This is a genomic window from Paenibacillus sinensis (assembly GCF_019904155.1).
GTDB lineage: Bacteria > Bacillota > Bacilli > Paenibacillales > Paenibacillaceae > Paenibacillus_AQ > Paenibacillus_AQ sinensis.
Map to the genome: position 1 here is coordinate 14,427 of NZ_JAHCMB010000136.1, position 13,325 is coordinate 27,751.

Below are 13,325 nucleotides of genomic sequence, written 5' to 3' on the forward strand. Positions count from 1 at the left end.
CGGAGGGAGTATTCGTTATTCGAAAAAAATGCACAGCCTGTTCCCAACACGCCGTTGATTCGTTCCTGTGCATCCCCCGAATGAGCGCTTCTTATTCAGGCGCCCCGCCGTCCAGCAGCCGCAGCAGCTCCTCTTCATCCTCGATCACGGGGATGCCGAGCGACTGCGCTTTGGCCAGCTTGCTGCCCGCCTTCTCGCCGGCAATGACGAGATCGGTCTTCTTCGAGACGCTGCCGGTTACTTTTGCTCCAAGCGCCTCCAGCCGCTCGGCCGCTTCGTCACGGGTAAGCAACTGCAGCGAGCCGGTCAGCACGACCGTCTTGCCGCTGAAGAAGGAATTCTCCACCGGCGCGGCCGGAGCTTCCGGCGCTGTCGGATTCACGCCTAGCTCCAGCAGCCTGCTTATCCCTGTCACGATGAACGGGTCGGCGAAGTAGCCGACGATGCTCTCCGCCACAATGCCGCCGATATCCGGCAGCTCGGCCAACTCCTCCGCGTTCGCCTGCATCACCGCATCCAGGCTGCGGTAATGGTCGGCCAGCATTCGGGTCGTCGCTTTTCCTGTATTCGGAATGCCGAGCGCGAACAGGAAGGACGCCAAATCCTTGCCCTTGCTGTCTTCAAGAGCCTGAAGCAGATTGGCCGCCTTCTTCTCGCCGAACCGCTCCAGCTTCACGAGCTGCTCCAGGGTAAGCTCATAGAGATCGGCCGGTTCCCGGACGCTCAGCTCATCATACAGCTGCGACGCCGTCTTCTCGCTGAATGTCTCAATATCCATGGCGTCTCTGGACGCAAAATGGGAAATCCGGGCCACAATCTGCGGCTTGCAGTTCAGCTTGTTGTTGCAGAACAGATGCGCGCCCCGCATCTCCAGCGGGAAGCCGCAGGCCGGACAGTGGTCCGGGAACACAATCTCACCGCCGTCGCTCTCCTCGGTCACCTTGCCTAGAATTTCCGGGATGACATCGTTGGAGCGGCGAATAAAGACGCGGGTGCCGAGCGCGTGCTTCAGATTTTTGCGTTCGATGTCGCCGACATTGTTCAGCGTGCAGTTCTGCACGGTTACGCCCGCCAGCTCCACAGGCTCCACCTTCGCCAGCGGCGTGATCTTGCCGGTACGCCCCACATTCCATACGACCGCTTCCAACACCGTCGTCGTCTCCTCGGCCTCGAACTTGTAGGCAACCGCCCAGCGCGGGAATTTGTCCGTATAGCCCAGCACTTCGCGGGTGCGGAAATCGGTGACCTTGATAACCGCGCCGTCGATCAGATAATCAAGCTTCGAGCGTCCGTCTTCAATCTCCGCCAGCTGCTCCGTCACGTCATCGAAGTTCTCGAAATAGGTCAGATACGGATTGACCTTGAACCGGTTGTCCCGCAGAAACTGCATCATCTCCTGATGAGTCTGGAACTCGGTCCCTTCGCTGTATCCCACGTTATAGAAAAAAGCGCTCAGCTTCCGCCCGGCCGTCACCTTCGGATTCAGGTTGCGCAGCGCCCCCGCCGCTCCGTTCCGGGCGTTCTTCAGCGGCTCGGCTGCCGTCTTGTTGTACTCGGCAAGCGCGGACAGGTTCATAATGCCTTCGCCCTGAACCTCGATCACCCCATCCGTGAAGGGAATCGTCAGCGGGATCGACTTGATCGTCTTGACCTGGGCCAGGATGCCTTCGCCCGTCACCCCGTTACCCCGGGTTGACGCCTGAACGAGCCGTCCGTCCCGGTAGGTCAGATTCAAGGTGAGCCCGTCGAATTTCAGCTCTACGGCATAACAAGGCTCCGGAAGAAGCTGATCCGGATTTTTGGCGTTATAGTCGTTCACCAGCTTCAGCACCCGCGTGTTCCAGCTGCGGAGCTGTTCAATGTTCTGGGCCTTATCAAGGCTCCAGAGCGGCGCAAGATGCTTGTGGGGCACGAAGCCCTTTAGCAGTTCCCCGCCCACTCGCTGGGTTGGGGAATCGGGCAGCATGACTCCGCTCTCCGCTTCCAGAGCCGTCAGTTGGTCGTACAAGGCGTCATATTCCTTGTCGCTGACCAGCGGTGCGTCCAGCGTATAGTAATGATAGTTGTAGTTGTTCAGCTCCGCTACCAGTTCTTTCATTCGTTCAGTTGCATCCATGCTGGGAACATCCCTCCGTGGGTGACTTAATTTTTCTTGCTACTTATTGTACTGTTCCATATGCAGCCAGAGGAGCCCCGGCAATGAACAATGACCGGGCAAGCTGCCTACTGCACAGAAAGGGCGCGGCATTCCAGTGGAACCCGCGCCCCTCCGCTCACTCCGCCTTCGTAATCGGGGCGAAGCTCGCGAGCAGCTTCTTCACGCCCGTCGGGGCCGGGAAGGCAATCTGCAGCTCCATGTCATTGCCTGTTCCCTTCACGGCGACGATGGTGCCAATGCCCCATTTGCCGTGCGAGACCTTGTCGCCCGCCTTGTAATCGGCGGGCGATCCCCCGGCCGGCCGCGGCTGCGCCCCGGTGCCGGACGTCACGGTCACGCCGCTGCTGCGTCCCGCAGCCGGCGAGGCCGCGCCGCCCCTGGAGCCCGGGGCGGCTGACGGGGCCGGAGACGCTGTGCTCCGGCCTCCGAAGTTGCTGCGCCCGCCAGCGCCGAAGCCGCGGGCGCCATAAGCGCCGCCGGAATCTCCGCCGCGGCGGAACCGGTCGGGACCCTCACCGGCCGTGTCCTCCTTCAGTTCCTCGGGGATTTCCTCGAGGAAGCGGGACGGCGGATTCTGCGTCGTCCGCCCGAACAGCGTGCGCATCCGCGCGCAGGAGAGGAAGAGCTGCTTCTCCGCGCGGGTAATGCCCACATACGCCAGCCGGCGCTCCTCTTCCAGCTCGTCATTGTCCTGGAAGGCGCGGCTGTGCGGGAAGACGCCTTCCTCCATGCCGACGATGAATACCGTCGGGAACTCCAGTCCCTTGGCGCTGTGCATCGTCATCAGCACAACGGCGTCGGAGCGGTCTTCCTCGCTGTCGTTCATGCTGTCGATGTCGGCAATCAGCGCCAGATCGGTCAGGAAGGAGACGAGCGATTTGTCTTCATTATTTTTCTCAAATTCCATCGTTACCGACAGAAACTCATCAATATTCTCAAGCCGGGACCGCGATTCAATCGTATTCTCCTTCTGGAGCTCCAGCTTGTACTGTGACATTTCCAGCACCTTCTCTGTCAGCTCCGTCACCGACAGGAACTCCACCATCCGGTGAAGCGCCAGAATCATGTCGTAGAATTCCACCAGCGCATTGCGCGTCCGTCCGGCGAAGCCGAGATCGTCCACCGTCTCCAGTACCTGGTAGATCGAAACGCCACGGGCTGCGGCCGCATCGGACAGCTTGGACACCGTGGTGTCGCCCAGCCCCCTCTTAGGCACGTTAATGATCCGGGTTAAGCTGATATCGTCGTCCGGATTGGACAACAGCCGCAGGTAGGCGAGCAAGTCCTTGATTTCTTTACGGTCATAGAACTTGATGCCGCCGACGATCTGGTACGGAATATCCGATTTGATCAGAATTTCTTCTATTACCCGGGACTGGGCGTTCGTGCGGTACAGGATAGCATGATCCTGATAGGACTTGCCTTGCTTCACATTCTTGCTGATTTCGCCGGTGACGAAATAGCCTTCGTCATGCTCGGAGTCGGCCCGGTACACCTTGATCTTCGGTCCCTCGTCGGAGTCTGTCCACAGCTTCTTCGGCTTCCGCCCGCTGTTCAGCGCAATGACCCCGTTCGCGGCGTTCAGGATGTTCTTCGTCGAGCGGTAATTCTGCTCCAGCAGAATGACCTTGGCCTCCGGGTAATCCTCTTCAAAGTTCAGAATATTCGTAATATCCGCGCCGCGCCAGCGGTAGATCGACTGGTCGCTGTCGCCCACGACGCAAATATTATGATGGCTGTCAGCCAGCATGCGGCAGAGCATATACTGCGCCCGGTTCGTATCCTGGTATTCGTCGACATGAATGTAGCGGAACTTGCGCTGGTAGAAATCCAGTACCTCCGGCACTTCCTTGAAGAGCTGAATCGTCGTCATGATCAGGTCGTCGAAATCAAGCGAGTTGTTGCTCTTGAGCTTCTTCTGGTACAGCTTATAGACCTTGGAGACAAGCCCTTCGAGATAGTCCCCGATCTTCATCTCGTACTGCTGCGGCGTAACGAGCTCGTTCTTGGCCGTGCTGATCATCGACTGAACCGCTTTCGGCTCGAATTTCTTCGTATCGATGTTCAGCTCCTTCATGCAGGCGCGGATGACGGACAGTTGGTCCGTGGAATCGAGGATCGAGAAGTTGGAGGTAAATCCGATCCGTTCGATATCCTTGCGCAGAATGCGGACGCACATGGAGTGGAATGTGGACACCCAAATATCCCGTCCATCCGGTCCGACGAGCCGGGATACGCGCTCCTGCATCTCGCGGGCGGCTTTATTGGTAAAGGTGATCGCCAGAATCGCCCATGGCGGAGCCTTCCGATTCGAGATGAGCCAGGCGATCCGGTGCGTCAGCACCCGGGTCTTGCCGCTCCCGGCCCCGGCCATGATGAGCAGCGGTCCCTCGGTCGCCTCAACTGCCTGCCGCTGCGGCGGATTCAGCCGGCTTACGGCATCGATTATGTTAACGGATTGCATGAATAGCATGCCCCTTTCTAAAGCGCCTGAAAAGGCTTCGTTCAAAATACATACACTATACGCTTCGCGCCTTAACTGCGCCAACCGTTGATAGCGCGCGCTCTATGTCTTGGTAGACAATATTCCCTACTATAACGGTATCGGCCATTCCTGCTGCCCGGGCAGCATCCTCCGCTCCGGTGATCCCGCCTCCATAGAACAGACGGGCCTGTCCCACCGCTTCGCGTACGGCAGCCATCGTCTCCAGATCACCGAACCGGCCGCTGTATTCCAGATAGACAATCGGAAGCGACATCAGCTTGTCGGCGATATGACCGTAGGCCGCGGCCGCTTCCGGAGTCAAAAACGTCTCCGCATGCGTGACGCGCGCGACGGTCGAATGCTCATTCAGCACAATGTATCCCTCGGCGATCAGACTCTCCCAGGGAATAAAGTCGGCATAACGTTCTATGGCTGCCCGGTGCTGCCCCACAATCCACGCCGGATCGGGCGTGTTCAGCACGATGGGGATCATATACAGATCAAAACCGGGAACAACGGCGGCCAGATCGGACACCTCCAGGGCGCATGTCATGTTGTACCGGGAAATCCGCTCCAGCAGCTCCTCCGTATTGTCATACGTCAGGCCGGATGAGCCTCCGACAAGGATGGCATCGGTTCCGGAATGGCATACCGCCTCCAGCTCCCGTTCTCCGATCGTCCGGTCGGGATCGAGCTTGAAGACATGCTGCCAGGTTTCTATCATTTGACGCGCCGTATTCATGGAATTCCAACCTTCTTTTAAGTGAGCTTATACAAAATGCTGAAGTCATTACAGGGCGTCTGCCACCTGTCTTGTACAGTCTATGTTAAAATAGCAGGATAGGCCTGTCAATTTAATTCAGCCCAAAAAGGCGAACATTTTTTCGCCTTTTCAATCAGCAGCTTCCGCGTCCACGAAGGCGGATAAGACCGCCGCATCACATCAATGTCCCTATAGATCAGGTTATCCGCCAAACCCCCAGGAGATACGGCGCAGCGCGCCCGATTTCTCAAGCTCGTCCTCCGATATGAAATCCGAGTAGAACCCGTCCGCCCCCATCCGGTACAGCTTCCCGATCTCACTCGGCTCGTTGAGAGTATGCACGTAGACGCGCGCCCCGGCATCCTTCAGCTTCGAGATGAATTTCCCGTTCGCCCGGCTGACGGGCATCGTGATGTTCACGCCAGTCTGCTTCACAAAATCAATCACCTGCTCATCGCTGTCCGGCGACTCATACAGCGTATAGATGACCTCCGGAAAGGTATAGATCTGGTTCAATTGCTCCAGCATCGGCCGGTTGTAGATTTGGGGTATAATTCGGTTCAGCAGAGCCGGATCACGTTTTTGCGTGGCGTCGACCAGCATTTCAAACTCATCCATTATGGATTTAGAGCCTGATTTCTTGATATCCGTCACAATATAGGCATCCGGATAATGCTCAAGCAGGTCAAGGACCGTATCCCAATCCATGGCGGAATAAATATCGAGGATCGGCGTGTCCATGAAGTCCGCATATGTCGGAACTCCCTCCCGCTTGTCTGTAGGCAGCGTATCCCATTGGTTCAGCAGCTTGCTCATATTTTGCGTCCATTCATGCCTCGCCACCAGCCTTTCGTCGCTGGTCAGCAGCAGATCAGTCTCGAACAGCCGGGTGCCCTTCTCATAGTTGGCGACGAATGCTTCAAAAGCGTTCGTATACGGGTGACCGTCAATCCCGCCCATCGCGTGGGCGACAATACGGTATGCGGCGTAGCCGGTGCCGGTCTGCTTCTTGGACCCGTGCGGCCATATCGCCACCATAAGGATAGTCAATGAGAGGAAAATCGCGAATGTCAGGACTGCTTTTTTCTTCATATACAGGATTCCTTTGCCTTATGTCTTGTAAAAAAACAATTCCCCGCTCCGCCGTTGCCCGGCGAGACGGGGAAGATTAAGTATGATAGCTCACTCAATAGGCATTCTTGTTGACAAAGCCGTTGCGGATCGTCTTGACGATAATCCGGATATCGAACAGCAGGGACCAGTTCTCGATGTAGAAAATATCATGCTTGATACGGTCCTCAATGGAGGTGTCCCCGCGCAATCCGTTGCTCTGCGCCCAGCCGGTAATGCCGGGCCGCACATGATGCTTGACCATGTACTTCGGGATTTCATCCTTGAACTGCTCGACATAATACGGACGCTCCGGCCGGGGACCGACCACGCTCATATGACCCATCAGCACATTGAAGAATTGGGGCAGTTCATCCAGGCTCGTTCTCCGGATAAAGGTTCCGAACCGGGTCCGACGGGGGTCCACCGGTGTGCTCCAGCCGGTATCCTCTTCCTCGTCCTGCTGCATGCGCATGGAACGGAATTTGTACATGGTGAAGTTTCTGCGGTTCAGCCCTACCCGCTCCTGACGAAAAATAATCGGACCGGGAGAGGTAAGCTTCACGCCCAGTATTACAGCCAGCATAATCGGGCTTGTCACCAGAATGGCGAACAGCGAGAATATGATGTCGAATGCCCGCTTGGCCATCCGGTTCCCGGTTAGATCCAGCGGGATGTCGCGGACGTTGATCATCGGCATGCCCGCGAAATTATCAAAGTACGGACGCGCCGGCAAATAATCGAAGAAGTCGGGGATGATCAGGGTGCGGACGCCGGCTTTTTCACAGGTTGCGATAATGGTAGGGAACTTGTGGTGCACATCCAGAGGAAGCGCAAGCACCACCTCGTCGATCAGCATCGTATCCAGCAGACCCGGCAGCTCGTCAATTTTCCCGAGGATCGGCTTATATCTCTTCGCTTCAAGAGGGTCCCAGGTCTGGTAATCATCCAGAAAGCCGATAATCTCATAGCCGAGTTCAGGGTAGTTGGCGAGATTATCATAGATTCGTCTACCCAGCGTACCCGCCCCGAGAATGAGGACGAACTGGCGGTTGAAGCCTTTTTCCCGGAATGATTTCAGCATCTTCTTCAGCACGTAACGGTAGAGCATGGTGGAGAGCATAATGGTGCTGATATATACGGTCAGATACTGACGTGAAATATCGATCTCGCGCAGAAAGTACATCAGGCCGAGCAGAATCAGAAGGCTCAGTCCGTTCACCTGGAAGATCTTCAGGAATTCATCCGCGAAGCGCTTCTTGCGCTTGGGGAGATACAGCGACAGCAAAATGCCCATCATCACCGCAATCGCCCCGTACACCATGCTCCAGTAGGCATACGATTCTACCGGCATATGGTTCTCGTAAGGCATCCAGCCGCTCTTGAATTTCAGCCACCAGGAGAACAGGAATGCAATCTGGATGACGATAAAGTCGGCCACCATATACAGTTGGGTCAAAAACCGCTGGTTGCGGCGAATCATAATCTCACCTCGGCATTATTGTCGGACCGGTTCGCGGTCTGGGTCTGCCCCAGAGCGGAAAGATCAGGAGCCGGTGCAGGCTTCCCTCTGCCCACCGTCAAAGCATTGCGCAGCAGTGCTGCGGCAAACTTGACGCCCACTCCCGCATATACGGCGCCATTAACCGCGAAGAAATACTTCCTACGGTAATGTTTATGATGAAAGAGGATCATAGCGCGATGGAATTCATAAATAATTTTGAGCGGCCTGCGCCTTGCGCTTCCGCCCTTCAAATGGATGATCAATGTTCTCGGGTAGTAGTAAATCTTCCAGCCGGCTTCCTTGATGCGATAGCACCAGTCCAAATCCTCGCCATACATGAAGAAAGTCTCGTCCAGCCCTCCAACCTGCCGGATCGTCTCCTGACGGACCAGCATGAAGGCGCCGACCAGGCAGTCCACCTCATACTCATCATTCGGATCAAGATACCCGAGCTGATAGCCGTTGAACCGGGGATTGTCAGGGAACAGCTTGCTGAAGCCGAACGCATAGTAGAAGGACGCCGAAGGTGTCGGAAATCCGCGCTTGCAGGCCTTGTCGAGACTTCCATCCGGCAAAATCACCTTACAACCCGATGCCCCGATATCCGGCCGGCTGTCCATGAAGGCGATCATCGTCTCCAGCGTATCCGGGCGTACCACCGTATCCGAGTTCAGCAGCAGCACATAACGCCCGTCTGCGATCTCCATCGCCTGGTTATTGCCTTTGGCAAATCCGACATTCTCCGAATTGGCAATCAGCTTCGCTTCCGGGAACCGCTCCCGGATCGCTTCCACCGACCCGTCGGAGGAGTGATTGTCGACCACAATAATCTCGTAGGAGTAGTTCGTCTCCGAGTCATATACCGACTGTATACAGTCCAAAGTCAGACGCTGCGTTTTGTAGTTAAGGATCAGAATACTGACATCAGGTTTCACAGGTTGTTACGCTCCATACAAAATTAGTAATCTATCGACAATATTATAGCATAGATTGACATAGATTAACGGTGCGGTTTTCGCAAGTTTCATCTGTTTTGCAAGTTTCCTTCTGATGGTGCGATTCATGAAAAAGGTGATAACAAGGACAATCGTCTGGAATCATCTTCAAGATAACGAGCGCTTACCTGGAAATAAAAAAAACCTGTTCTCCCGCTCAGGCGGAAAAACAGGCGATTGCGCAATCGCAATGAATGACAGTAAGGGCATCACAGCTTGTCCAGCTCGAGCAGGGATTCCGCCGTAATGGCGCCTTCCACTCCCCCATATACGGTACCATCCCGCAGAATGACAATGGTCGTGGGGTATGCCCTTAGACCGAATGCTTTGAACAGTGTGGAATCAGGGTCCAGCAGAACCGGCAGCGTATAGGCATTGTCCTTCATATACTGCTTCACCGTCTCCGGGTCTTCTCCGGTATTGACGGCGAGCAGCACAACATCGTCGCGCTTCTGCAGAATAGACGAAGCCTGATCCAGCTCCGGCATCTCTTTCTTGCAGATGGTGCACCAGGTTGTCCAGAAATTAAGCACGACAATCTTGCCCTTGTAATCCGCAAGCGACACTTGTCTGCCGTTCAGATCCTTCAGACTGAAATCCGGCGCCCGGAGCTTCCCGGACTCCGCCGGCTCCTTCGCCCCCGATGCAGCCTTAAGCAATTCGATGGGCGCCACGCCCGACAGCGGAGTCTGCGGGCCCGCCTGGGCGCGGCTGTAGATGAAGGCGCTGCCCGCGAGCAGGAAGACCAGCAGGGCGATCCAGAGCCACAGCAGCTTTTTCATTTTCATGGCATGTTCTCCTCTCTGTTTACCAGTTCGTCAGCACCCTTCCCGTCAGTGTCAGTACACCGGCCGCAATCATCACGATTCCGGAGAGGATGCCGATCAGCCTGTTATGCCGCTGCAGAAAGCGGAATGTCTCCTTAAGCTCATGGTAGATGAGCGACGAGAACAGGAACGGCAGGCCGAGGCCAAGCGAGTACAGCAGCAGCATGGCCATCCCCTGCGGCACGGAGCCGGAGGTGCTCGCCATGAGCAGCGACGATGACAACAAGTAGCCGACGCATGGCGTCCAGCCGAACGCGAAGACCGCACCGAAGGCTAGGGAGCGAAGAACCGTCAGCTTGCCCGGCTGAAAGGACAGACGCCGCTCTTTCTGGAGGAAGCCCAGCCTGAACACCCCGGCGAAGCTCAGTCCGAACAGAATCATCAGCATTCCGCCGAGAAGACGAAAGAGAGCCAGATGTCCGTTCAGAAAAGCGCCGACTGCGGTTGCCGCCGCTCCCATGGAGACGAATACCAGCGTGAACCCGGCGACAAAGGCCGCGGCGTTCCGGAAGAGCCTCCCGCCACTTCGGCGGGGCTGCGAAGGGCTGGCCTTGCTGTCTGGCGCGTGGGATTCCGGCTGCTGCGACTCCGGGTCGGCGGCCTGGGAGTCGGCGGCGCGGGAATCGGCAGTCCGGGGATCGGCGGTCCGTGCATCAGCTGTCCGGGGGGCGGCGGTTAGGGCATCGGTGGTCCGGGAGCCAACAGCACAGGGAGCGGCCTTCCCGCCTGCTGCGCGGGATTCCGCCTGATGCGACTCCGGGGCGTCGGCCCTGGGTTGGGCAGTCTGAGAGTCGGCGGCACGGGAGTCGGCAGTCCGGGAATCGACAGCCCTTGAGTCAGCGTACTCTTCCCGATTGTCCTCCTGACCGGCCACACCCGCCAGGTAGAACAGGTAGACCGGCAGCATCGGCAGCATGCAGGGCGAGATGAAGGTCAGCACGCCCTCCAGGAAGCTGAGTCCGTAATTGGCGGTCATGACCCGCCCTTATGCCTCGGCGGCGGCAATGCCCGTTACGGTGAACTTCCCGTCGTTCAGACTTTCGATCCGGCCGCGTATGGCGCCTACCAGCCCGCTCTCGTCCAGATGCGTAACCGTCACACGCTTGCCTTCCCGGTCAACACTGACATGCAGAGCGCCGGGCACCTGCAAGGCAGCTTCCGTGATTTTCGCTTCGCATTTGGGACAATGCATGCCCTCCACAATAAACCTGGTTGCGACCGTATTCTGCGATTGTTCCATTTGAATACCTCCTCCGATTCCCACTAGTCTTGTCTTGCAAGACGATCAGGGGTTCTCCCTGTTCAGGATTTGGTCCGCTTGCTCTTGCGTAAGCTCATAATGATAGAACTTAGAGTAGAATTCCCGCAGCTCCGCGTTCATGTCCAGATCGGCGAATGCATCGGGATGAAGGATTTTGGCCATCTCCATGACCAGCAAAATTTTCTGCAAACCCATATCCCAGTAAAAAGCACCGCTTGGCGTCAAATACACCTGCTTGTCCGCCACGGCCTTGATCAGTCCGTACCGGCCGTCGCTGTAGGCGTTCGAACGGATTTTCTCCGCCGTTTCCAGGTCATTGATTCCGCCATGGTCGATAAAAATATAGGCCGGGTTGTACTGCACCAGTTGCTCGAACGTAATCTGCGAATGATTGCCCGCCTCGAAATCGGCGGTAACGGACCGGCCCCCCGCAGCCGAAATCACCTCTGTCAAATCGGAATATTTGCCGTAGGTGGACAGCAGATCGATAGCCGAATAATACACGGCAGGGCGATCGGCGTCCGGCAGCTTGTTTGTAACATCCGTCACCCGCTTCAGCTTCGCACGGAAATAATCCTCGTATTCCCGCACCCGCTCCGGCGCTTCGCCTCCAACGGCGTTGGCGTACACCTCCAGCTGCTTCAGCGAGCTCTCCAGATTGGCGGTCACCGCTCCCGGCACATTGTCTATCTTCAGCTCGTCCAGCTTGTTGCTCTCGTTCGGCCGAGGGAATCCGAGCACCAGATCGGGCTTGTACGACAGCAGCGCTTCGATGTTCACGGCGGTATGCACGTTCTTCAGCTTGGGCAGTGTATTCATCCGCTTGAAAATGAGCTGCGCCCACGGAAAATTGTCCACTTGCACGTCAGAGCAAGCCACAATCCGGTCCTCCGCGCCAAGCATGACCAGTATTTCATAGGAAGGCCCGTATACGGCGGCGATTCGCTTGGCCTCCACCGGAACCTTCAGCTCCTGGCCCTTGATGTTCGTAATGGTCCGCTGCTCCGCTCGGGAGCCGCCGCAACCGGCGCTTACCGCGAGCAAGAGACAGGCTGCGAGCATTAGCATTATGCGGCGGTGCCTGGTCATAGAGCCCCTCCCTCTTCGCCGCCCGTTTCCGGCGGAACTTTTCCCGCGCTCCGAACGGGCGGCCGTTATTTTTCCTTCATTAAAAGTAGATATAAAAAAGCGGGAGCCCCGACGATGGAGGACAATATCCCGAGAGGGATTTCCTGGTCGAACAGCCCCCGGGCCAGATCGTCCGCGATCAGCAGAAAGCTCGCGCCAAGAAGCGCCGAGGCCGGCAGAAGCAGCTGGTGATTCATTCCGGTCAGCATCCGGGTCAGATGCGGAATGAGCAGGCCCACCCAGCCGATCATCCCCGCAACAGCGACCGCCGTTGAGGTCAGCAGTGTGGCGCCTACGATAAAGATCATCCGCAGCCGTCCCACATTGACGCCAAGCGACGACGCCTCCTCATCTCCGAAAGACAGAACGTTCAGCCGCCAGGAGAGCAGCAGCAGCGGAACAGCGCCCAATGCCATCGGCGCCAGCTGAAGCAGCAGGTCGGTTCCTGTGACATAGCTGAGCCCTCCCATCAGCCAGAACGTAATCGCCGGGAGCGTGTTGTACGGATCGGCGGTGAACTTGATCACGGAAATCCCGGCGCTGAACAGCGCGCCGACGATCATGCCGGTCAGGATGAGCGGCAAGGGGCCGCTGGCCGCGCTTCCCGCCACGGCTCTGCTCACGGCGAACGTCAGCAGCACCGCCGCGAGTCCAGCGGCAAAAGCAACCGCCTGAACGGCCAGGCCGTCCAAGCCCAGAAGTATCGCCAGGGCCGCGCCGCAGCTTGCCCCTGCCGCCGCGCCAAGAATGTCCGGCGAGACGAGCGGATTGCGCAGCATCCCCTGATAGGCTGACCCGGACATGGACAGGGCGCCGCCCGTCAGCACCGCCGCACCGATCCGCGTCAGCCGGACCTGCAGCAGCACCTGGGCCGCCGCCGCATCGCCTTTTCCAAGGATCAATCCCGGCAAGTCGGAGAGGGAGATGCTGTATCTCCCCACAAGCAGGGAACCTAAAGCCGTCAGCACAAGCAATGCTCCCAATGCCGCAAGACAGCGGGATGGCTCGGAGAAGACAGCCTGAAGGCTTGCCTTCACCGATTGGCCATTGCGGATTCCGCGTTTGCCGGACAGTGCCGGAAGATTCTTGTTCAT

11 protein-coding genes are annotated in these 13,325 nt (G+C 57.4%); all 11 read right to left on the reverse strand.

Features of this window, described 5'->3' with window-relative positions:
• Positions 1 to 91 precede the first annotated feature (91 nt).
• The 11 genes from ligA to KIH86_RS15735 all read right to left on the reverse strand — a co-directional run bounded on the left by ligA (position 92) and on the right by KIH86_RS15735 (position 13,325).
• Complete coding sequence (gene ligA, locus KIH86_RS15685; protein ID WP_223080955.1) at positions 92 to 2,116, reverse strand: NAD-dependent DNA ligase LigA; 2,025 nt, start codon at positions 2,114 to 2,116, stop codon at positions 92 to 94.
• A gap of 157 nt (positions 2,117 to 2,273) precedes the next feature.
• Positions 2,274 to 4,622 (reverse strand): DNA helicase PcrA, encoded by a 2,349-nt coding sequence (gene pcrA, locus KIH86_RS15690; protein WP_223080956.1) that lies wholly within the window; start codon positions 4,620 to 4,622, stop codon positions 2,274 to 2,276.
• A gap of 55 nt (positions 4,623 to 4,677) precedes the next feature.
• Positions 4,678 to 5,385 carry a heptaprenylglyceryl phosphate synthase gene (gene pcrB / locus KIH86_RS15695; protein ID WP_223080957.1) on the reverse strand — a complete coding sequence of 236 codons (708 nt, stop codon included), beginning with the start codon at positions 5,383 to 5,385 and terminating at the stop codon, positions 4,678 to 4,680.
• A gap of 222 nt (positions 5,386 to 5,607) precedes the next feature.
• Positions 5,608 to 6,498 carry a phosphatidylinositol-specific phospholipase C/glycerophosphodiester phosphodiesterase family protein gene (locus KIH86_RS15700; RefSeq protein ID WP_223080958.1) on the reverse strand — a complete coding sequence of 297 codons (891 nt, stop codon included), beginning with the start codon at positions 6,496 to 6,498 and terminating at the stop codon, positions 5,608 to 5,610.
• Positions 6,499 to 6,592: 94 nt separating this feature from the next.
• On the reverse strand, positions 6,593 to 7,999 hold the full coding sequence (locus tag KIH86_RS15705) for an undecaprenyl-phosphate glucose phosphotransferase (RefSeq protein ID WP_223080959.1): 1,407 nt from the start codon (positions 7,997 to 7,999) through the stop codon (positions 6,593 to 6,595).
• Positions 7,996 to 8,955: a glycosyltransferase family 2 protein gene (locus KIH86_RS15710; RefSeq protein ID WP_223080960.1), complete on the reverse strand. Its 960-nt coding sequence runs from the start codon at positions 8,953 to 8,955 to the stop codon at positions 7,996 to 7,998. The genes KIH86_RS15705 and KIH86_RS15710 overlap by 4 nt, the downstream gene beginning before the upstream one ends.
• Positions 8,956 to 9,224: 269 nt before the next feature.
• Positions 9,225 to 9,803, reverse strand: coding sequence for a TlpA family protein disulfide reductase (locus KIH86_RS15715; RefSeq protein WP_223080961.1), 579 nt, complete (start codon positions 9,801 to 9,803; stop codon positions 9,225 to 9,227).
• 19 nt (positions 9,804 to 9,822) lie between these two features.
• The gene (locus KIH86_RS15720; protein WP_223080977.1) at positions 9,823 to 10,818 is read right to left on the reverse strand and encodes a cytochrome c biogenesis protein CcdA; all 996 of its coding nucleotides are present in this window, start codon (positions 10,816 to 10,818) and stop codon (positions 9,823 to 9,825) included.
• A 9-nt stretch (positions 10,819 to 10,827) separates the two neighbouring features.
• The gene (locus tag KIH86_RS15725) at positions 10,828 to 11,082 is read right to left on the reverse strand and encodes a heavy-metal-associated domain-containing protein (RefSeq protein WP_223080962.1); all 255 of its coding nucleotides are present in this window, start codon (positions 11,080 to 11,082) and stop codon (positions 10,828 to 10,830) included.
• A 45-nt stretch (positions 11,083 to 11,127) separates the two neighbouring features.
• Positions 11,128 to 12,192 (reverse strand): ABC transporter substrate-binding protein, encoded by a 1,065-nt coding sequence (locus KIH86_RS15730; RefSeq protein ID WP_223080963.1) that lies wholly within the window; start codon positions 12,190 to 12,192, stop codon positions 11,128 to 11,130.
• 65 nt (positions 12,193 to 12,257) lie between these two features.
• A complete protein-coding gene (locus KIH86_RS15735; RefSeq protein ID WP_223080964.1) occupies positions 12,258 to 13,325 on the reverse strand; it encodes a FecCD family ABC transporter permease in 1,068 nt (355 codons plus the stop codon).

Bases quoted from the DNA above. Each gene is read 5' to 3' on its own strand.
- pcrA (WP_223080956.1), bottom strand. From the start codon at position 4,622: ATGCAATCCGTTAACATAATCGATGCCGTAAGCCGGCTGAATCCGCCG.
- pcrB (WP_223080957.1), bottom strand. From the start codon at position 5,385: ATGAATACGGCGCGTCAAATGATAGAAACCTGGCAGCATGTCTTCAAG.
- ligA (WP_223080955.1), bottom strand. From the start codon at position 2,116: ATGGATGCAACTGAACGAATGAAAGAACTGGTAGCGGAGCTGAACAAC.
- KIH86_RS15735 (WP_223080964.1), bottom strand. From the start codon at position 13,325: ATGAACAAGAATCTTCCGGCACTGTCCGGCAAACGCGGAATCCGCAAT.
- KIH86_RS15715 (WP_223080961.1), bottom strand. From the start codon at position 9,803: ATGAAAATGAAAAAGCTGCTGTGGCTCTGGATCGCCCTGCTGGTCTTC.
- KIH86_RS15720 (WP_223080977.1), bottom strand. From the start codon at position 10,818: ATGACCGCCAATTACGGACTCAGCTTCCTGGAGGGCGTGCTGACCTTC.
- KIH86_RS15730 (WP_223080963.1), bottom strand. From the start codon at position 12,192: ATGACCAGGCACCGCCGCATAATGCTAATGCTCGCAGCCTGTCTCTTG.
- KIH86_RS15700 (WP_223080958.1), bottom strand. From the start codon at position 6,498: ATGAAGAAAAAAGCAGTCCTGACATTCGCGATTTTCCTCTCATTGACT.
- KIH86_RS15705 (WP_223080959.1), bottom strand. From the start codon at position 7,999: ATGATTCGCCGCAACCAGCGGTTTTTGACCCAACTGTATATGGTGGCC.
- KIH86_RS15725 (WP_223080962.1), bottom strand. From the start codon at position 11,082: ATGGAACAATCGCAGAATACGGTCGCAACCAGGTTTATTGTGGAGGGC.